Below are 19,167 nucleotides of genomic sequence, written 5' to 3'. Positions count from 1 at the left end.
TCAACAGTCACAAAGATTGATGGGAGTGCCTTGAAAGGCTGCGCAACAGAAGTGTCGACAGAAGCGCTGCGGCCGATGACGCCGTATCAAGGTTGTATTGCAGTTGCACGGGATTGGCATAAGGCCGCATGACCAGGTAGATCGCCTGGACGGCTTCATCCAAAGGGGTTTTTCCCTCGAATTCCCCCGACTCACGCCCTTCCAGAAGGATTTGCCTGATCAGCTGGCGCAAGCGCGCATCATGCGCCCGTGCAGGGAGCCACTCCTCGCGAGCGGCAACAGCGGCAATGTCATAAAGCTTGCGGTCATGAAAGAACAAGTCGCTGCCGGCCTCCGCCAGCGCCCGAAACAGACGTTTCAGTTTCTCAGAAGCCGTCGGTGCCTCCTCGATCGCTGCATCGACTATCGCCATGATCATGACGAGGCGATTCGTGCAGATCACCTCTCCGATTGCCTGCTTGGAATCGAAAAATTTATAGACATAGGCCTTGGAGAAGCCAATGGCCTTGGCGATGTCAGACACGGTCGTCTTCTCATATCCGTAGTGGCCGAAGTGCAATGTGGCAGCCTCCACGACTTGATCGCGGACACTGTGGTCTGACGGCCCACGTATCTGAGGTGCATGGATGTGTTTAGTCATTTTTCCAGCTTAGCTCCTTGCATCTCCATTGACAACGAGTGACCAATTGGTAATATCGTCACGAACAATATCTGACCGAACCTGGAGTCGTCATGCCCTCCCTCCGTACGCTTGCTCTGCTTGTGAACACCGGCCTGATGGCGGGATGCGCGGTCGGCCCGGACTATCAACGTCCGCACGCTCCGCTGTCGGACAGCTATCAGACTCAATCCGCCATTCAACAAAGGACCGCAGCCCGCCCGGCGAACTTTGCAAGTTGGTGGGAAGGCTTCGGTGATCCATTGCTCAGTGACTTCATCGCCGAGGCGCTTGCGCAGAACCTCGATCTGGCCCAGGCCTCCGCACGGGTCACCCAGGCACGTGCAGGACTTGGCGCGGCAACCGCTGCCCTGTTGCCGTCGGGCAATATCAGCGGACAAGCCGCACGTGCTTATCAATCAACCGAAACGCCACTGGGCCAGGTACTCGACTCGACGCCTGGCTATGATCGCTATGGCAATTTGTATGAACTGAACCTCGGCGCAAGCTGGGAGGTGGATGTGTTCGGCGGCCTGCGTCGAGGCCGCGAGGCGGAGCTGGCTGAATACCAGGCGTCCGAAGCCGGTTTCACCGCGACGCGCCTGGCCGTCGCCGCCCAGACCGCGGAGATCTATATCACCCTGCGGGGCCTGCAGGCCCGCCTGGCCATTGCCAATCGGCAGGTCAAGACCCAACAAGACCTGCTGGAGAAAGTACAACTGCTTCACAGCAAAGGGCTTGCCGCCGAATTCCAGGTTCGCCAGACCGAGGGGGCGCTTGCCCAGGTTCAAGCGACAGTGCCGGCCTTCAACACCGGCCTGGATGCTGCAATGAACGCACTGGACGTCATCCTCGGCAGCCCGCCCGGCACTCACCGGGCTCAATTGACCGCGACGAGACCGATTCCCCAGGCACCGCAGATTACCTCGGCTGGAACGCCGGCCGATCTGCTGCGCCGCCGGCCAGACCTCATCGTGGCCGAGCGCAGACTGGCGGCGTCCAATGCACGCATCGGGGTAGCGATCAGCGAGTACTATCCGAAGTTTTCACTCAGCGCCTTGGTTGGCAGCGCAACCGCCGTTTCCAGTGGCAACCTGTTCTCCAGCGGGGCCAGCCAGGCCTCGGGGGTTCTGGGGCTGCGCTGGAGGCTTTTCGATTTCGGCCGTATCAACGCGCAGATCGACCAGGCGAAAGGACAGGAAGCCGAAGCGCTCGCCGCCTATCGCCAGTCGGTGCTGCGTGCCACCGAAGACGTCGAGAATGCATTCTCCGCGCTGGTCAACCGCGAGGCGCAGGCCTCTACCTTGACCGGAGGTGAAAGCGCTTTGACCAGTGCACGGCAGTCGTCCTTCATCGCTTACCAGAAAGGCTCGGCCAGCCTGATCGACGTCCTGCATGCCGATGAAACCATGCTGCAGGCATCCGACGCCAGGGCCCAGGCCCAAACGGAGTCGGCGCGCGCGGCGGTCGCGGCATTCCGGGCGCTTGGTGGTGGCTGGCAGCCGATGGAAACCCAACCCGTGGCTATCCGCTGATCGCACCTCCCCGCCCCTGCGGATGAGACCGTCATTGGTATGCACGGTCTCAAGCGGCACAACCAGAACCAGGCGGCGCCTGCGTTCAGCTCAAGCCGAATGTTTTTCTCAGGCTGGAGTCAACCGGGCCCACCGGCATGAAACGGCGCAGTTTGCGCAAGAGAGAGGCCTCGCCTTTGGGCGTGCGACGCATTTTCCACACGCCCAGAGCTGCCTCGACAATCGTCGTCGCCACGCCGTCGGGACTCGGTGCGCCCTGGACACTTTTAACAATCGCACGGGTCACCGCATCGCGGTCTTTGGCATAGGCTGGAATGCCGCCAGTCGTTTGCGGCGCATTGAGATCCAGGTTGGTCTTGGTGAATGACGGCTCGACCAGAACCACGCGGACACCGAATTTGCGCACTTCATGATCCAGAGACTCGGACATTCCCTCAATGGCATGCTTGGATGCCGAGTAAAGGCCCATGTACGGCGCAGGAAGAAAACCCAATACCGAGCTGACGTTGACGATTCTTCCCGAACGCTGCTCACGCATATGTGGCAGTACCGCGTGTGTCGTACGCAGGACACCCCACACATTGGTATCGAATAACGATTGGGCTTCGGCAATCGACGTTTCTTCTACCGAGCCCACCAACGATCCGCCCGCGTTATTGACCAGCACATCGATGCGCCTGGCCTGAACGATCACGGTCTCGATGGCGCGCTGGACAGAAGCGTCGTCGCGAACATCCATCTCCACAAGCACGACACCTGGCAGTGGGTCCGATTTGGCAACGCTGCGTACGCTGCCAAACACCTGGCAACCTTGCTTGACAAACAATTGCGCGGCAGCACGTCCAATGCCGGATGAAACACCGGTAACAAGGACAACTTTAGCGTTCGACATAGCAGTTCCTCTGGAAGAAGTCATCGAGACGCTCACTCTGTACCTGGTAACCATTTTAGTCAATGGTCACAATCCATGCATCGCTAGTCCCGCAGAAGAGCACCGCGTTTATCCTGTTTTTATCGAATGGATGCGAAGTATGTCGTGATGGGACGCTGCTGCAAGAGTATCTGACCGCGACTCAAGGCATGAGGCTACGCAGGACCAGATTGGCGATGCTCGTGGATGCGTCTTCGACGCCATCAAGACTGTATTGCAACAGCAAGGGATTGATGTATGGACGCAACGCCAGACAGATGGCATTGACCGTTTCATCCAGGGGGGTCTTGCGTTCGAACTCGCCCAGCTCACGCCCATCAGAAACGATCTGCCGCACGAATGCCTGGATGCTGGCTTCGTAGAACTGGGCGCAAGGCCAGCTCTCTGACGCCGCGGATGCCGCGAGGTCGTAGAGCTTTCGGTCGTTGAAGAACAGGCTGACACCGGTGACGACCGCGGTCTTTACCAAGCGGCGAAAGCGCTCGGTGGGGGTAATGGATTCCACGCTGACAGCTTCATCCACCGCCGCGACGATCGTCTCCAGGCAATTGCTGCAAATGGCTTCGCCGATCGCCTGTTTCGAATCGAAGAACTTATAGATGTAGGCCTTGGAAAAACCAATGGCCTTGGCCAGGTCCGAGACCGTGGTCTTGCCATAGCCATAGCGACTGAAATGCTCATTCGCCGCTGCGACAATCTGGGCTCGGATTTCATGGTCGACGGGACCACGGACGTTGCGCGAAGGGAAGGATATTTGATTCATGACGCCAGCTTACCTGTCCCCCCATGGGGTGACAAGCAATGACCAGAACACATTTCAGTCACAAACTTGCACCTTCATAGACCATCCCCTCATCAGCTCAGGTTAGGCGATCCCCCACACGCTCCGGATTTCGGGTGCCCTGCCCGCCAGTCGAATAGTGGATGCAAGGACGCCAATCGTGCGATGTCGATCGATGGATCCCGGCGATGCTCTATCATGAGCCGGCGCTCATGACGCGCTCCTTCTGACGACTCGCCGGGATACCGTATCCATGAGAGATCTACCGCCCACCGCTACCTTGCGTGCCTTTGAAGTCGCCACCCGGCACACGACCTTTACCTCTGCCGCACAGGAGTTGCATGTCACGCAAAGCGCGGTCAGTCACCAGCTCAAGCACCTCGAAGCGCTTTGGGGACTGCAACTGTTCGAGCGCGGCAAGTCATTAAGCCTTACCCCGGCGGGGGTACACTGGCGCCCATCGTGAGGGAATTCTTCCTGAGCCTGGAGGCGACTCTGGCCGACCTGCGCGAACAAAAAGGCAGGGTCCGACTCGAAGTCAGCACCACCTACTCCTTTGCGTTGAAGTGGCTGCTGCCTCGCTTGCCGAATCTCTCCCGCCAGCATCCCGAGCTATTGGTCTCGCTGGACACCACGGACAAGATCATCCACTTCTCCGACGCCCAGGCCGATGTCGCGATCCGCCTCGGCAAGGGCATCTACCCGGGCTTGTATTCGGAGTTCCTGTTCGGTGAGCAGGTGTTTCCGGTGGCAAGCCCCGATCTGCTGCAACGATACGGAACACCGCGCAGCCCTGCCGAACTGTTGCACTACCCGCTGCTGACCCGAGATGGCGCCGACCTGGTGCCGAAATGGGAGGCGTGGTTTCAAAAGGTCGGGCTGGAATTCCTGCCACTTAAGGAAAGCGTCAGGTTTGGCGATAGCAACATGACGGTCGAGGCCGCCCTGCTCGGCCAGGGCGTCGCCCTGGTGCGCAGCGGGCATGTCGAAACCGAGATCAGCGATGGGCGTCTGGTGCGGCTGTTCGATGTGCCCTTTCCATCCCCCCTTGCCTACTACTTCGTCTGTCCAAAAGGCACCGAATCGCAGCCACACATCGTCAGTTTTCGCCAGTGGTTGATCGGTGAGGCGCTGAAAGTCCAACGCGCTTATGAATGATCCATGAGGATTCATTCATGAAGCGATGAGGAGACTTCGCTGTAGTTCGAGCCGTCGGACTGCATAAGATGGCGCATGCCAATTCATATCACCTTGCTGGTTCTTTTCGCCGCGCTCCTGCATGCCAGCTGGAATGCGTTGCTGCGTGGCGGTTCCGATCGACTCTGGTCGATGACGATCATGTGCATCGCCATCGCAATCGCCAGTGCCATCGCCGCGGCGTTCATGGTGCCACCGGCAACGGCCAGCTGGGGCTACATGGTGCTTTCGGCACTGTTGCACGTCGGCTACAACCTGTTTCTCGTGCGCAGCTACCGGGTCGGCGACCTGGGACAGACCTATCCGATTTCCCGTGGATCGTCGCCGGCGCTGATCACCCTCGGCGCCGCCGTCTTTGCCGGAGAACGCATCGCTCCCGGCACATTGTTGGGTATTGCGTTGGTATCAGTCGGGATCATCTCGCTGGCCTTTCGGGGACGCAAACTGTCTGTTCCCAGCCTGCCCTATGCCCTGGGAACCGGCTGTTTCATCGCCGCCTACAGCGTCACCGACGGCATCGGCACCCGCCTCTCCGGCGCCCCGCTCGCCTACACCGTTTGGATGTGCGCCTTGTGGGGCTTGATGATGCCTGGTGTGTACATCGGCCTGCGCGACGCCCGCAGCCTGTTCTGCGTCCGGCCCGGAATGCTGGCTGCCGTGGTCGGCGGGCTGGTCTCTTTGCTGGCCTATGGAATTGTCATCTACGCCATGAACGAAGCGCCCTTGGGGGCGGTATCGGCATTGCGCGAAACCAGCGTGCTGTTTGCGGCGTTGATTGGCTCCGTGTTCCTCGGCGAGACACTCACCGCCCGCCGAGTCCTGGCATGCGCCGTGATCGTCAGCGGCACTCTCTTGATCGGGTGATACGCCTATTCCTCACCGCTACAGGAGGTATCTCGATGGATAATATCTCGCAGGCCCCGTTGATGCTGATCACCGGTGGCGGTCGTGGAGTGGGTGCCGCCACCGCGCGGCTGGCCGCCGCACGAGGTTACGACGTCGCGATCAGCTATGTGGCCAACGAGTCCGCGGCGCTGGCCGTGGCGGCGGATGTGCAAGCCATGGGGCGCCGGGCGTTCGCCATGCGGGCCGACAGTGCCGACCCCGAGCAGGTCGCCGAGTTGTTCGCAGCCATCGACCGCTCGTTCGGACGCATCGACGTCTTGGTCAATAACGCCGGGGTACTGTCCGCTCAGTCGCGCCTGGAGGACCTCGGCTTCGAACGCATGCAGCGCATTTTTGCGGTCAACTCCATCGGTCCGATGCTCTGTGCCCAGCAGGCGATGAAACGCATGTCCTACCGGCACAACGGTCCGGGCGGCGTGGTGATCAATGTCTCTTCGGCATCGGCACGCCTCGGCAGCCCCAACGAATATGTCGATTATGCGGCGTCCAAGGGCGCCCTGGAGACCTTCACCATCGGGTTGGCCAAAGAGGTGGCCAGGGAAGGGATACGCGTCAACGGGATTCGCCCCGGTCACATCTACACCGACATGCATGCCAGCGGCGGCGAACCGGGGCGGGTCGATCGCGTCAAGGACTCGATCCCCATGGGCCGAGGCGGCCAGCCGGAGGAAGTGGCGCGGGCCATTCTGTGGCTGGCCAGCGCGGAGGCGTCCTTCGTTACCGGTACGTTCCTCGACGTGACAGGGGGAAAATGAGCGGCTGGTCAGGTCTCGACATTGACATGGTCAAGGGCAGCGTCAGTTGGTCAAGTCGGGTCTGCTGCGGCAGCACCTTGAAAGCTGGCGCTGATCTGTGAGTCCCCTTCACCTTATTGTTCATTTATCCTCCAGTGACTATTGTCACCTGCCATAGGCCTAGCCTCCATTGCTGTCATGCCCTGACAACTGGCGAGCATGAAGCTCAACAACCACGTTTCCCTGCTCGGAAAGTCGAGTGAGGCGCACATCGACAGCGATGAACTGCTGGATCACCACTGCGTTGGTGCGGATGTGATTGCTCAAACGCTCCGTTGTCAGTTTGCCAGCGCCAGCAATGGCCATCGGCAACATCAACTGATCCGCCAGGCGATTGCCAACCGCTGCATTCGACTGGGTCCACGCCAGGAACTCATCCACCGCCACGTCAGCGACTTGCTCTGCGCGTACACGTTCTTGCCCGATGTTTGCGAACACCTCGGTAACATCAGCTCTGGTGGCAGTGACCGACACCACATTACCGGGTCCCGCCTGGTCGCCCAGATCGGTAACCGACAGGTTGCGTCGCTCGATCTTCAGCCTTGCCGAGAGTCGATCGAGTTCGCGATTCCCGATCGAGACAGGAATGCCTGAAACCAGCGCTCCAGCCGAAACGATGGTGACGGGTTCCTGCCCGCCATCCAGCACCAATGGTTTAAGCGTCGAAGGTCCAATGGTGGCTTCGATCGCCCCCCCTCCGCAGGGGACAAAACCATGACGCAGTAGCGCCAATTCCACCTGTGCGCCCATACGTCGAATCAAAGGCAGCCAAGCCTGTTCTATGAAGTCGAAAGGCGGAGCCGCCGGATTATGTGTTCCGCCTGTAATCCGGACCGTACTCGGCCCTGTTGCCTGCAACAGCGCAGGCAACAGTGTCTGCAATACCAGTATCGTGCTGCCCGCCGTGCCAATCGCGAACGAATACTCCCCTGCCTTGACGGTTCCGGGACGGAATTCGATAGCGGTCGAATTGAGTTCCGCTCCCAGGACCTTGGCACCGCAGATCTCAGCCGCTGCTCGCACTGCGGTGAGGTGTTGGCGCAACAGACCGGGCCGGGAGCGCTTGCCGCGTATCCCTGTCATCCGGAACGCCTGACCGGTGATCATGGAGAGGCTGAGGGCGGTACGCAGCACCTGCCCTCCTCCCTCGGTGCCGTCGATGAGAATCAGATCCTGACCCATCCACTCACCCCTTCACGCAGACAACTTGGCGCAGGGTATGGACCACTTCAACCAGATCGCGCTGGGCCGCCATGACCGCATCAATGTCCTTGTAGGCCATCGGGATCTCGTCGATGACCGCCGCATCCTTGCGGCATTCGACATGAGCGGTCGCCCTCACCTGGTCCTCAACGGTAAACACTGCCTTGGCCTTGGTGCGGCTCATCACCCGACCCGCACCGTGTGAACAACTGCAAAATGCTTCCTCGTTCCCCAGGCCCCGGACGATGAAACTCTTTGCGCCCATCGACCCGGGAATAATCCCCATCTGTCCCTTCTGCGCGGAGACGGCGCCTTTACGGGTGAGAAGAATATCCTCCCCAAAGTAGGTGCCCCGCTCCACGTAGTTGTGGTGACAGTCGACGGCGATCAGCCGCGACTCAAAAGGCTTGGTGATGATCGATCGGACAGCATCCAGCACCGCCAACATCATGACCGCGCGGTTCTGCTTGGCAAAATCCTGGGCCCATTCCACCGCCTCGACATAATCATCGAAGCTGGAGGTGCCTTCGCGCAGGTAGGCCAGGTCCCGGTCAGGCAGGTTCACCATGTGCCTGCGCATTTCCTCACGGGCCTTCTCGATGAAATAGGTACCGATGGCGTTCCCTACACCGCGGGAACCGGTATGCAGCATCACCCACACATGGTCGGCTTCATCCAGGCATACCTCGACGAAGTGGTTACCGGTTCCCAGCGTTCCGAGATGCCTGCGGTTGTTGGATTTCTCAAGGCGAGGATGCTTTTGGATAATGAGGTCGAAACGCCCCTCAAGTGCCGACCAGGCCTGGTCGACAATCGCCGGTGCGGTTTCCCAGGCCCCTTTGTCACGGCCGCTACGCCCCGAGGTACGTCCGTGGGGAACAGCCTTCTCGATTGCAGAACGCAGGCCGAACAGATGATCGGGAAGATCGCTGGCGCGCAGCGAGGTGCGGACAGCCGACATCCCGCAACCGAGGTCGACCCCGACGGCAGCGGGGATGATCGCGCCCTTGGTAGGAATCACGCTCCCTATGGTTGAGCCCTTTCCTAAATGAACATCGGGCATCACAGCCATGTGCTTGAACACGAACGGCATCTGCGCAGTGTTCATCAGTTGCTGCCGGGCCTCAGGCTCAACCGGGACGCCCCGGGTCCACATCTTGATGGGCTTGCCGTTTTCGACTTCAAGCAGCTCGAAGGTCTGAGTGGTCATTGTCTTTCGCTCCTGTGATTTCTGTCTGGGAGCTCTATAGCGAGCGGCATGCCAACTCCAGGATCAGCAGCCTTGTTTTTACTATCTTATTGATACTTAAAGGTTTTAACCCGAAACCTACTGTTTCTGGCAGGTTCGCAATTGTTCAATGTCATGTCGTAAAACTATACTTATTTATCGTTACCTATCTTTTGAGATATTCGGCAATGCATGGCAAAAAAACAGTCGCCATTGGCATCCTCGGGTCAAAGCTTGACCGCGTCGGCAAGGGGGAGCAACGCTGGAACAAATGGCGTCCCTCCCTCTCGCTGTGCCAGCAACCCGACCTGGTGATTGATCGCCTGGAGCTGATTCACGGTGAAGCGCGCTGGGACGCGGATCTCGCCTTGAAAGTAGCGGCTGACATTGCCCAGGTCTCGCCAGAGACCGAGGTTCGTCTGCACACCATGGCGATGCGAAACGCCTGGGACTTCGAAGAGGTCTACGCCGCGTTGCATGACTTCGCAGCTGACTATCCATTCGACACAGAGGGCGAGGACTATCTCGTCCACATCACCACAGGCACCCACGTCCAGCAGATCGTATGGTTCCTGTTGGCCGAGTCACGGCACATCCCTGCCAAGCTGATACAGACCCAGCCAGGCGGCTTGCGAGATGACGACGCAGGAGCGGCAGGCAAACACGTTATCACCGACCTCGATCTTCAACGCTACGATCAGATCGCCAAGCGATTCCAGGCTGAGCGCCTGGAGGGCACGGAACTGTTGAAGTCCGGCATTGCGACCCGCAACGCAGCTTTCAACCGGACGATAGAACAGATCGAACGGGTCGCCGTGCGATCCCGAGCACCCATCCTGATCAGCGGCCCTACCGGGGCAGGCAAGTCTTTTCTCGCGCGGCAGATCTACGAGCTCAAACGGGGTCGCCATCGGATCGACGGGCCGTTCGTCGAAGTGAACTGCGCAACATTGCGCGGCGAGTTCTGAAGGTATGCAGCACAGCGGCCAGCCAGGCGGATGCCGGTCGCAAGCTCTTCTCACAAAGCCGATCAGCCAAGGCATCGAGTAACGATTCCGATCGAATCCGAAAATTTCTGGCGCGATTCAACATCACCTGGAGCCAAGTCCCTGAGCTTCTGGTGCATCGTCACAGGGGAAGTTGATACTTCCCTCTTTTTTCGACGCGACATGGATGCCAGGTGCCTCCAAAGGAAAGCCCAGATCGTAGCGCAATGTTTCAGGCTTAGATCCCTGCCCGCAACTCACGTGGCGACAGACCATAGTGTGAGCGAAAGCGCACCGCAAAACGTGAGGCCGAAGCGTAACCACAGGCCCCGGCAATGTCCCCGATAGGGCGAGACGTTGTTTGCAACCATTGCAATGCTGTCGCCAGTCGAACGCCCTCCAGAATATTCCTGAAACTGTCCCCCTCGTTCGCCAGTTGGCGACGCAACGTCGACTCACCCAGGTTCAGGCGTTGTGCAATGCTCGCAACCGTCCAGTCTTTCTCCGGGCTGCCCATGACGATCTGCTGCACACGTTCACGAACGGGGTCGTTGCGCCCCATCAACAGAGGTCCGATCTGGCCACCAAGGCACAGACTCAGAAGAACCGCTTCCCCATAGAGGGCGCGTAATGCGTCCGGGGAGTTCGCATTGATAGACGCCAACAATTGATCCCACGCCTGCGTGGTGTGCCTGTCCAGAGGCACACATAGATCGGCCTTGGATGCACCCTGACGGCTCATGATCTGCTGGCTATATCGGGCGCTGAAGTTACGCAATGTCGAGATGGGAAAAGTTACCGCATCGGCAATGTAGTGACCGTGAAGTCCGGGGAAGTTTGAGAAACCAAGCTCGCGTCCAGCCGGCATCAGAATCAGATGTTGCGGCCCGGCACGCATCTCCCGGTCATCCCATTGCAGCAGCTTTTCCCCTTGTCGCACTCGACACAAGGTGGTCACGAACACCGGCACCCTTGGCAAAGTCAGTGGCTGTCGCGCCCTTATGACACACGCATCGATAATGTTTTCCCGGTGCTGTATGCCGTCACAAGGGCGCATCGTGCTTAACGTCCGTAAGTTGAAGTAATGGTCGCTTTGGCAAGGGCGTTGGCATTGAGCATGTACCCAACCAAGGCACCGCTGGCCTCACTGTCGAGTGGTAGCTTATCCACTTTCAACGCCCATACGGTGAATTGATATCGATGGGGTTTATCCCCCACAGGTGGGCAAGCCCCGCCAAATCCTGGCCGGCCATAATCGGTTCGCCCTTGTACTGCACCGGCAGGCAGGTTCGCTCCCACGCCTCTTGGCAAGCTATTGGTAGAAATCGGCAGGTTGACCACCGTCCAATGCCACCAGCCGCTACCGGTCGGTGCATCGGGATCATAGACCGTGACCGCATAGCTTCTGGTACCGGCAGGAGCGTTTGCCCAGGAAAGCTCAGGAGAAGTGTTGCCACCTTCGCAACCGAAGCCTTGGAACACCTCACGCTTGGTCAGCGGGCGGTTGTCAGCGATATCCTGGCTGGTCAGTGAGAAGTCGGCGGCATATCCACTGAATGCTACCGCCATGGAAAGTGCAGGCAGGACTGATCTGATGTTCATCGCGGCTCCATCTGAGTCTTAGAGTGAAGCTCGAGTCTAGGTTGAACAGAGAGCGGCTACTGTGCCGAAACGCTCGATAAACGTGCCGAAATGCTCTTTTTTGTTTGTTCTACCCTGCCACCCGTATCACGCTGTAGAACCCTCACCGGCCCGCGGCGGGAAGTCCGCCAGTCACCGTTCAACCCATGAAAAGTCAGCTTTGTCTGGCGCCTTCGCGTCGGCGGCCCGTGTCCGCCGAACGCTCCGCCATGGTTCTGCCAATGCTGCGCCGGTGACTTTCTGTTCTGCTCACTTGTTTGATGAGACGTGACAATAGACCTAGGATCGCAAAGGCAAGAACAGACATGCAGAGGAGAATCAGCCCCATGAGCCCGAACCTTGCCGATTTTTATAGCGACTACATCGCCTGCCTGAATGCACAGGACTGGGAAAACCTAGGCCACTTTGTGCATCCGGATGTGGTTCACAACGCGAGACCATTAGGACTGCACGGCTATCGAAGCATGCTGGAAGCCGATTATCGGGCTATCCCCGATTTGCGCTTTGCAATTTCATTCCTGGTGGTCGACCCACCCAAGTTGGCGGCTCGCCTGGTCTTCAATTGCACGCCGGCTGGGGAATTCCTGGGCCTCGCGGTGAATGGAGCACCCATCTCCTTCGCCGAGAATGTCTTCTACGCGTTCGAGGACGGCAGGATCCGCGAGGTCTGGTCGGTCATCGATAAGGGAGCGATCGAAGCTCAGCTCCGATCAGCGTAGCATCAGCTCTTCACCCAGGTCCTGGTGCAATCCCATCAGGCTCGCAGCCGCCCTGATGGTCGCGATCGACCGGCGCTACTCGTCGGCATTCTTCATGTGAAAAATCGTGTACGGCAGGATCAGCGTATCGGCGACGAAACTGAACGGCAGGTCAATGACTGCAAACGGAGCCAGGGCACTCATGACCCCAGCGTTGTCGTCCGTCGCGCCTTTGATGATCTCCATATCGACAGTAACGCCGCAGTAAGGATGGAGGCCGCACATGCGCCCGTAGCTGGAGCTTTCGTTGACAGTCGCGCACCCTGTCAGCAGCGACATGGTCAAAACCGTTAGCATCAACCGCATGATGTTCCCTCGCCCTGGAAGGGCGAGACTGTAGCACTGAAACCGGCCCACCCCTCATTGTTGCTACGCAAGATTTGCGGCGCGTCTTCTACAGCGCAGGACGTTGCGATTTGCCCCACTCTTCGCCGTGGTCGCGCTCTCCGAATGTGTAATCGCTCCCACATGGGTCAACAGAGGAGCAACCGAGATTGTCACCCACAAAGGGCTACTGACTTGCTACACAGATGAATATCGTTGATGGGGAGAACGATTGATCAAACGCAAGGGCCCACGCCTTCACCTAACAAATCTCAGGCACAAAAAAAAGCCACTCATCTGAGTGGCTTTTTTTGAATCCTGGAGCGGGAAACGAGACTCGCATCTGGCGTCCGACCCATTGAAATCTAAGGGGTTTCTTTCTTGCCAGAGCAGGAAAAGACTTGATTCTGGACTTGTTTTTGGGGTGTATCAAGGGCCAAGAAGGCGTGATTCCGAGCAACGCTATTCCATCAGCGAGCCTACCTTGCCCAAACCGAAGAATCATTGATTGTCAGCCTTGGCCCTCAACAGCTCCTCGAACGCCACCTGCGGCATGGGCTTACCATATAACCAACCCTGCGCACTCTGGCACCCATAAAGTTGCAAGAACGCTTGCTGGGAGGTTTCTTCGACACCTTCGGCAACCAGGGTCAGCCGTAGGCTATGAGCCATGGAGATGATCGCCTTGACCAGCTCGGCGCTATCACGATTATGTTCGATGTCGTTGATAAAGGAGCGGTCGATCTTGAGCGTTTCGATGGGCAGGCGACTCAAGTAGCTGAGCGCCGAATAGCCAGTGCCAAAATCATCGATTGCAATGGTCAACCCCAACGCATTCAGTTGTTCCAGTGTCTCGCGTACGGCGACATTGTTATCCAGAAGTAGACCTTCGGTAATTTCCAGTTCCAGCCAGCCCGGTTCGCAGCCGGTTTCCCGCAGGATTGTACAAACCGAGGTGAGCAGGTCGTTCATCTGGAATTGTCGCGGCGACAGATTGACCGCGATTCTCAGCGGCGGACAACGATTGCCACGGTTCCACTCGACAACACGGCGGCAGGCACTTTCCAACACCCATTCACCGATGCCGACGATCAGTCCGGTTTCCTCGGCAATGGGAATGAAGGTGTCCGGGGCGATCAGCCCATGTTGCGGATGTTGCCAGCGCAACAAGGCTTCGGCACCAATCACACGGCCACTGATCAGATCGATCTGTGGCTGGTAATGCAACACCAACTCACCATTGGGCTGCGCATGGCGCAAGCTGGTCGCCAGTGCCAGCCGCTCGGTGGTTCTTTGGGTCATGCTCGGCGAGTAGAGCTGCACATTGTTACGCCCGTGGGTCTTGGCGCTGTACATGGCTGAGTCGGCGAACTGCACCAACTTATCGATGTTCTCGACACCCACCGTGCCAAGGGCGATACCGAGGCTGCCCGAGACAAAAACTTCCCTGCCCTGGATCTGGTAAACGCCTGTGATGGACTGCAGAATATTGCGCCCCTTGTCCTCCAGCTCAGGGATAGTTGCGAGCGGCGTAGACAGGATCAGAGCAAACTCGTCGCCGCCCAGGCGGGCCACGTTATCGCGACCACACACTGAGCGTCGCAGACGCCTGGCGGCTTCGCACAGCAGCTCATCGCCGGCACCATGGCCCAAGGTATCATTGACCGCCTTGAAGTTGTCGAGATCGAGAATCGCGACCGCGACCTGACTCCCGTTGCGCTCCGCTTTTAACAAGGCTTCTTGCAAACACTCCTTGAATCGCTCGCGATTGGGCAGACCTGTCAATGCGTCGTAGAACGCCAGCACATGCAGCCGTTGCTGATAGTTTTTCAGCTCGCTGACGTCCTGGGCTGTCCCGAACATCCGCAAAGGCACGCCACCGGCGTCGTATTCGATGGTCAGGCAGGTCTGCAAGTGCATCTCCCGATCCCCCACGGCCATGCAATAGTCCAGCGCCAGAAATGCGCTGCGCTTCGTGAAGGCGTGGTACACGCTCTCCATAACCCGGGCACGGTCCTTGAGTATGAGCATGTCCAGGAGCTCTTGCTGGGTCGGCGCCCAATGCCGCGGTTTATCGAGCATGCGACAGAGCTCCGCGGACAGCTTCAAGCTACCTCGGCGAAAATCCTGTTGCCAATGACCGAAGCGGGCCAGTGCCTCGGCCTGTTCGAGACGCCGTTCGGCGGCCTTGAGCCTGGAGATATCCCGGCCCACGGCCAGGACACTGACTACCGCGCCGCAAACATCTCTCTCCGGCACGATGCGAATATGGCTGGCGATCAGCGCGCCGTCCGCGCCGGACCAGGTCAGCTCGTACTCGTCGGGCTGGCCGCTGTGCAAAACCCCGAATAATTTAGCCTCATAGGCAAGCATCTCGGGAGTTTGCCGCCCATGGCTGGGGCTCTTGCCGAGCAGCGTCACGGCAGGTACCCCGGCCGTATACGCGAACGCCGGGTTGAGGTAGGTCCGTAGACCATTGTGGTCGTATCGCGCAATGGTATCCGGGGTGTTTTCGACCAGAGTGCGCAGCGTCTGCTCGTCGCTTGGCAATTGCCATTCTGGATGATCAGTCATCGGCGGACAGCTTGGAACGAGTGGAAGGAATCGTTTTTTGCATGGTTTTCATGACCTTTGGCATTCGGTGATCGACGATCATCACCTTGAACGGCTTCATGCCCGTCTGCCCGCGGGTGGGTCCGCTGGGATTATGTGATGCGATCTTTCAGACGACGAAATGCTTAACCACGGCGTTGAGCTCGTCAGCAAGTGCCGCAAGCTCCCGACTGGCAGCATGCGTCTGGTTCGCCGCACTTGAGGTCTGTGCCGAGACATCCCGAATGTCGAGCAGATTGCTGTCCACCTCGCGCGCCACATGGGATTGCTCCTGGGTCGAGCTGGCGATGCTCACGTTGCGCTCGTTGATCTGAGCGATGGCGACTGCAATCGCGCCGAGGGCGGCACCCGCCTGGCGAGTCACTCCCAGCGTATCCCGCGTCCTGCCATTGCTTTCATGCATGGCGCCGAGGGCGTCCTGGCTGCCCTTGCGCACCGCGCCGATGATGCTTTCAATCTGCCGCGTCGACTCCTGCGTCCGCTGTGCCAACGCCCGCACTTCATCCGCGACCACAGCGAAGCCCCGTCCACTTTCACCGGCCCTCGCGGCTTCGATCGCCGCGTTCAGGGCCAACATGTTGGTTTGCTCGGCGATGCCTCGAATGACATCCAGTACGGAGGTAATGCCACCTATCTGCCCATCCAGCACCTGGAGGGCATCGGTGGTGTGTTCGATGTCACCGGTCAGCGATACCATGGCATCGACTGCCCGAGCGACACTATCCTGTCCCTCACGCGAGCTTTGGTCAGCTGATTGGGCCACCTCGGAAGCCGAGACGGCATTGCGCGCCACCTCCTCGATCACCACAGTCAATTCGGTGACGGCGGTCACGGCTTGATTCAAGTCATTGTTCTGTCGCGTCAGGCCCCGGCTGGCATCATCGGATACCGAGTTCAGTTCGCCGGCCGTCGAAGTAAGACGTCCGGCGCAACCCACGATGTGCTGGACGGTGTCGCGCAATCCTTGCTGCATCTGACTCAAAGCCCCCAGCAAGCGTGCCGGTTCATCCGCCCCGGGCGAATCGATCGGATGGCTCAGGTCTCCTGCGGTGATGCGCTCCGCGGCCATCAAGGCGGCGGTCAGCTGCCGCAAAAGCCGAAGCACCATGGATGTCGCCAGCGCAGCCCCGGCCAACAACATCACCAACAGACCGCCGGACATCAGCATGATGTCGTTTCGGGCGCTGTCACGTCGGGCCTCAAGCGCTTGCGCGAGTGCATCCAACGCCGGCCGGTTGAAGGCAAACAACGCGTCGATGGTCCGCGTGTAGGTCGCCAGATAGTCGGCGACTGGATAGTTGAGCTCATTGGCCGAAATCAATTGAGTGTCGGTCAGCTTGAGGGCCTGCTCGACCTGCGGCCCCAGTGTCGCCAAAGGACCCGCGAGCAATAGGCTGAATGACGGGCTGGCACCATTGACCTTGGTGAAGGCTCTTGTCAGCTTGCCGAAGCTGTTCGCTGCCTGGGTCGTCAAGCTGGTGAGGGTGGCACGTTGTTCAGATTGGATTTGCCCTTGCGAGAGCAGCAGCGCCCCCGTCGCGCTCAATTGCCCGAGCAGTTCGCTGGTCTGCGGCAGCTCGACCAAAGCGCCGGTGATCAGGTAATAGGTTTCGAAAATCGGATCCAGCGACAGCTCGAAGTGATCGAGCAGCGAGTCCTCCAGCTGGAGACAGGCCGCGACCAGCTGTCCATGCAACGCCTGGCTATGAGCACCATTGACCGTACCTTGTGAGATCTGGCCAGCCAATTCACGCCATTGCCGGTGAGCCTTGCGCAGGGCATCCAGAATGCCAGAAGGCACTTGAGATTCGCTCAATTCACGCTCGGTCAAATCGAAGGCTTGTTCAACTTCGGCCTGTTTTTTCTGCCTCGTTTCAGTCAATGCCCGGCTACCGCCCAGCACTGCGGATGAAAGACTGCTGTGCTGTTGCGTCAGTTGAATCAGGTGCAACAGTTCCTGCACCGGTTGCATGCCGCTGGATTCTTGCACGGCCTGGCGACTCTGGCCCATGGCGCCAAGGACGAATAACGACGTAGGCGCGGCGATCAGCGCCAGACACAACACCGCCAACAATGAAAACTTGCCGGGCAAAGACAATCGATCGAGCATGTTCATGAAGGGGCTCTCGCAGGTAAAGAGAAATCAGGTACCCAAGCCATGGGTCTAACGTCGTGTCGGCAAAGCTTCGCTGTACTACGGATCGGCTCAGCTATCGCACGGCGTTGGATTGACTTGCCGAGGATCCAGGCGCGACAACCAACAACGTCGTCCTCTGCTCATTGACCGTGACGGTGGCGAAGCTGAAGTCGACGCCAACCCGGCTGTCGAAGCGTGCGGTCGGGTCGATCCCGATCGAAGGGATTTGCAGTATTGCTCCGACCCCATCGGCCAACACCCCGACTCTTTGCAGGTGCTCGCCAACCGACACTTCCAGGATGGCAATTTTTGTACGCTCCCCGATCAGGGTGGGCTGTCCATGCACCTGAACACCCAGGTCGACCACTGGCACCAAGGCACCGTCCATGATGATTGCCCTGCGAACCGGCCCCGACAGACCAGCCCCACCAATGAGCCGAGCGCCCTGGATCACGGAATGGACGTTGCTCATGCTCACCGCGAACGCTGCACCACCGAGCATGAAAGACAGGTAAAGCCTGTTGGGGGCAACCTCATCGGCAACCCGACGGGGCGCAACGGCCGCACGGCTGAGCGTTTCACTTTTTTCAAGCATGTGTTCGGTCAGATCCGCCAGATAAAGCAATTTTTCCGCGAGTTCAGCAGCACTCATACCTCTCGTCGCCAATGGCAGCGTCTGCTGTAAAACGGCGCGACTCGATTGGTCGCCGATCGGGTCTTTGTCCATCACTGTCACCTCGTCATTGCCCCGAGTACCTAGCTCGCCTCGTGGTTCGGCGGTGTTCCCCGGTAGCGGCGCCAGTTCATCGAGCCCACCTGCGGCAAACGGTTCAACCGGCATTGGTGTCTGACGGGCAGCGCGCGGGTAGCCTCGGTAGTAAACAATCAAGGCGACGAGCATCAGCATACCCGGGGTCATGGCAAGGCACAGCCAGAGCGTCAAATCATGGTCAGTCATGCATCGACCGCTCGATCGTCGACCGCACCCTGGAGCACCGCGAGTTCATCCACTGACAGCACGCGTCCGATGTCCAGCAGAATGACAAATCGCCCGCCGACCTTGCCCATACCCTGGATGAAGTCGCAGCGAATATTCGCGCCGAAGGCCGGCGGCGGTTCGATGTCCGCCGAGGCGATTTCCAGCACTTCATTCACCGCGTCAACCAGTACACCGATCACTTGCTGTTCACCGGCATGGACCACTTCGAGAATGACGATGCAGGTACGCCGGCCGACCTCGATGCGCTGGCCGCCGAAGCGAGCGCCCAGGTCGATGACCGGCACCACCGCCCCCCGCAGATTGATGACCCCGCGGATACTGGGCGGCATCATCGGAACGCCGGTGAGCCGGCCATGCTCGATGATTTCCATGACGCTCAGGGTGCCAACGGCGAACTGTTCGTCGCCCAGGGTGAACGTCAAGTACTGCCGGGTCTGCGGCGCAGCGTCAGGGTTTTGAACTCTCATCGAATGGC

16 protein-coding genes and 2 pseudogenes are annotated in these 19,167 nt (G+C 59.2%); 6 read left to right on the top strand and 12 right to left on the bottom strand.

Annotation, left to right across the window (positions count from 1 at the left end):
- Positions 1-7: 7 nt before the first annotated feature.
- Complete coding sequence (locus FBY02_RS08520) at positions 8-640, bottom strand: TetR/AcrR family transcriptional regulator (RefSeq protein WP_144925957.1); 633 nt, start codon at positions 638-640, stop codon at positions 8-10.
- Positions 641-732: 92 nt separating this feature from the next.
- On the opposite strand from FBY02_RS08520, the gene FBY02_RS08515 reads away from it, so the two are divergent.
- Positions 733-2,193 carry an efflux transporter outer membrane subunit gene (locus FBY02_RS08515; RefSeq protein ID WP_144925954.1) on the top strand — a complete coding sequence of 487 codons (1,461 nt, stop codon included), beginning with the start codon at positions 733-735 and terminating at the stop codon, positions 2,191-2,193.
- A gap of 85 nt (positions 2,194-2,278) precedes the next feature.
- Here the strand turns inward: FBY02_RS08515 and FBY02_RS08510 are convergent, their stop codons facing one another.
- Both FBY02_RS08510 and FBY02_RS08505 read right to left on the bottom strand, forming a co-directional pair.
- Positions 2,279-3,085: an oxidoreductase gene (locus FBY02_RS08510; protein WP_144925951.1), complete on the bottom strand. Its 807-nt coding sequence runs from the start codon at positions 3,083-3,085 to the stop codon at positions 2,279-2,281.
- Positions 3,086-3,266: 181 nt separating this feature from the next.
- Positions 3,267-3,887, bottom strand: coding sequence for a TetR/AcrR family transcriptional regulator (locus FBY02_RS08505; RefSeq protein ID WP_144925948.1), 621 nt, complete (start codon positions 3,885-3,887; stop codon positions 3,267-3,269).
- A 271-nt stretch (positions 3,888-4,158) separates the two neighbouring features.
- On the opposite strand from FBY02_RS08505, the pseudogene gcvA reads away from it, so the two are divergent.
- The 3 genes and pseudogenes from gcvA (at position 4,159) to FBY02_RS08490 (ending at position 6,763) form a co-directional block, all read left to right on the top strand.
- Positions 4,159-5,063 (top strand): annotated as a pseudogene (gene gcvA, locus FBY02_RS08500) (transcriptional regulator GcvA).
- Between the two features lie 75 nt (positions 5,064-5,138).
- Positions 5,139-5,966, top strand: a complete 828-nt coding sequence (locus FBY02_RS08495) for a DMT family transporter (RefSeq protein WP_144925945.1) — start codon at positions 5,139-5,141, stop codon at positions 5,964-5,966.
- Between the two features lie 35 nt (positions 5,967-6,001).
- Positions 6,002-6,763: an SDR family oxidoreductase gene (locus tag FBY02_RS08490; RefSeq protein WP_144925942.1), complete on the top strand. Its 762-nt coding sequence runs from the start codon at positions 6,002-6,004 to the stop codon at positions 6,761-6,763.
- A gap of 159 nt (positions 6,764-6,922) precedes the next feature.
- Here FBY02_RS08490 and rtcA read toward each other — a convergent pair whose 3' ends face one another.
- Both rtcA and FBY02_RS08480 read right to left on the bottom strand, forming a co-directional pair.
- The gene (gene rtcA / locus FBY02_RS08485; protein WP_144925939.1) at positions 6,923-7,984 is read right to left on the bottom strand and encodes an RNA 3'-terminal phosphate cyclase; all 1,062 of its coding nucleotides are present in this window, start codon (positions 7,982-7,984) and stop codon (positions 6,923-6,925) included.
- A 4-nt stretch (positions 7,985-7,988) separates the two neighbouring features.
- The gene (locus FBY02_RS08480) at positions 7,989-9,215 is read right to left on the bottom strand and encodes an RtcB family protein (RefSeq protein ID WP_144925936.1); all 1,227 of its coding nucleotides are present in this window, start codon (positions 9,213-9,215) and stop codon (positions 7,989-7,991) included.
- Positions 9,216-9,421: 206 nt separating this feature from the next.
- Here FBY02_RS08480 and FBY02_RS08475 point away from each other — a divergent pair.
- Positions 9,422-10,195 (top strand): annotated as a pseudogene (locus tag FBY02_RS08475) (RNA repair transcriptional activator RtcR family protein); the annotation flags it as partial.
- Between the two features lie 262 nt (positions 10,196-10,457).
- Here FBY02_RS08475 and FBY02_RS08470 read toward each other — a convergent pair.
- Both FBY02_RS08470 and FBY02_RS08465 read right to left on the bottom strand, forming a co-directional pair.
- The gene (locus FBY02_RS08470) at positions 10,458-11,276 is read right to left on the bottom strand and encodes a helix-turn-helix transcriptional regulator (protein ID WP_144925933.1); all 819 of its coding nucleotides are present in this window, start codon (positions 11,274-11,276) and stop codon (positions 10,458-10,460) included.
- Positions 11,277-11,281: 5 nt separating this feature from the next.
- On the bottom strand, positions 11,282-11,821 hold the full coding sequence (locus tag FBY02_RS08465) for a kinase inhibitor (RefSeq protein ID WP_144925930.1): 540 nt from the start codon (positions 11,819-11,821) through the stop codon (positions 11,282-11,284).
- Between the two features lie 365 nt (positions 11,822-12,186).
- Here FBY02_RS08465 and FBY02_RS08460 point away from each other — a divergent pair, with 365 nt between their 5' ends.
- Positions 12,187-12,579: an ester cyclase gene (locus FBY02_RS08460; protein WP_144925927.1), complete on the top strand. Its 393-nt coding sequence runs from the start codon at positions 12,187-12,189 to the stop codon at positions 12,577-12,579.
- 75 nt (positions 12,580-12,654) lie between these two features.
- Here FBY02_RS08460 and FBY02_RS08455 read toward each other — a convergent pair whose 3' ends face one another.
- The 5 genes from FBY02_RS08455 to FBY02_RS08435 form a co-directional block, all read right to left on the bottom strand.
- A complete protein-coding gene (locus FBY02_RS08455) occupies positions 12,655-12,897 on the bottom strand; it encodes a YceK/YidQ family lipoprotein (RefSeq protein ID WP_256662489.1) in 243 nt (80 codons plus the stop codon).
- A gap of 546 nt (positions 12,898-13,443) precedes the next feature.
- Complete coding sequence (locus FBY02_RS08450; RefSeq protein WP_144925921.1) at positions 13,444-15,516, bottom strand: bifunctional diguanylate cyclase/phosphodiesterase; 2,073 nt, start codon at positions 15,514-15,516, stop codon at positions 13,444-13,446.
- Between the two features lie 148 nt (positions 15,517-15,664).
- Positions 15,665-16,528: a methyl-accepting chemotaxis protein gene (locus FBY02_RS28710; protein WP_371921408.1), complete on the bottom strand. Its 864-nt coding sequence runs from the start codon at positions 16,526-16,528 to the stop codon at positions 15,665-15,667.
- A gap of 1,237 nt (positions 16,529-17,765) precedes the next feature.
- Entirely contained in the window at positions 17,766-18,650 is an 885-nt protein-coding gene (locus FBY02_RS08440; protein WP_144925915.1) for a chemotaxis protein CheW, read from the bottom strand.
- Entirely contained in the window at positions 18,647-19,159 is a 513-nt protein-coding gene (locus tag FBY02_RS08435) for a chemotaxis protein CheW (RefSeq protein ID WP_256662490.1), read from the bottom strand. Before FBY02_RS08435 ends, FBY02_RS08440 begins: the two co-directional genes overlap by 4 nt.
- Positions 19,160-19,167 lie beyond the last annotated feature (8 nt).

This window comes from Pseudomonas sp. SJZ078 (assembly GCF_007828255.1).
In the GTDB taxonomy this organism is placed as follows: domain Bacteria; phylum Pseudomonadota; class Gammaproteobacteria; order Pseudomonadales; family Pseudomonadaceae; genus Aquipseudomonas.
Note: the sequence above shows the minus strand (reverse complement) of the source record. Positions and strands in the feature narration are given on the sequence as shown.

Bases quoted from the DNA above. Each gene is read 5' to 3' on its own strand.
- FBY02_RS28710 (WP_371921408.1), bottom strand. From the start codon at position 16,528: ATGCAGCAAGGATTGCGCGACACCGTCCAGCACATCGTGGGTTGCGCC.
- FBY02_RS08495 (WP_144925945.1), top strand. From the start codon at position 5,139: ATGCCAATTCATATCACCTTGCTGGTTCTTTTCGCCGCGCTCCTGCAT.
- FBY02_RS08480 (WP_144925936.1), bottom strand. From the start codon at position 9,215: ATGACCACTCAGACCTTCGAGCTGCTTGAAGTCGAAAACGGCAAGCCC.
- FBY02_RS08505 (WP_144925948.1), bottom strand. From the start codon at position 3,887: ATGAATCAAATATCCTTCCCTTCGCGCAACGTCCGTGGTCCCGTCGAC.
- FBY02_RS08440 (WP_144925915.1), bottom strand. From the start codon at position 18,650: ATGACTGACCATGATTTGACGCTCTGGCTGTGCCTTGCCATGACCCCG.
- FBY02_RS08520 (WP_144925957.1), bottom strand. From the start codon at position 640: ATGACTAAACACATCCATGCACCTCAGATACGTGGGCCGTCAGACCAC.
- FBY02_RS08470 (WP_144925933.1), bottom strand. From the start codon at position 11,276: ATGCGCCCTTGTGACGGCATACAGCACCGGGAAAACATTATCGATGCG.
- rtcA (WP_144925939.1), bottom strand. From the start codon at position 7,984: ATGGGTCAGGATCTGATTCTCATCGACGGCACCGAGGGAGGAGGGCAG.
- FBY02_RS08435 (WP_256662490.1), bottom strand. From the start codon at position 19,159: ATGAGAGTTCAAAACCCTGACGCTGCGCCGCAGACCCGGCAGTACTTG.
- FBY02_RS08510 (WP_144925951.1), bottom strand. From the start codon at position 3,085: ATGTCGAACGCTAAAGTTGTCCTTGTTACCGGTGTTTCATCCGGCATT.
- FBY02_RS08490 (WP_144925942.1), top strand. From the start codon at position 6,002: ATGGATAATATCTCGCAGGCCCCGTTGATGCTGATCACCGGTGGCGGT.
- FBY02_RS08460 (WP_144925927.1), top strand. From the start codon at position 12,187: ATGAGCCCGAACCTTGCCGATTTTTATAGCGACTACATCGCCTGCCTG.
- FBY02_RS08450 (WP_144925921.1), bottom strand. From the start codon at position 15,516: ATGACTGATCATCCAGAATGGCAATTGCCAAGCGACGAGCAGACGCTG.
- FBY02_RS08455 (WP_256662489.1), bottom strand. From the start codon at position 12,897: ATGTCGCTGCTGACAGGGTGCGCGACTGTCAACGAAAGCTCCAGCTAC.
- FBY02_RS08465 (WP_144925930.1), bottom strand. From the start codon at position 11,821: ATGAACATCAGATCAGTCCTGCCTGCACTTTCCATGGCGGTAGCATTC.
- FBY02_RS08515 (WP_144925954.1), top strand. From the start codon at position 733: ATGCCCTCCCTCCGTACGCTTGCTCTGCTTGTGAACACCGGCCTGATG.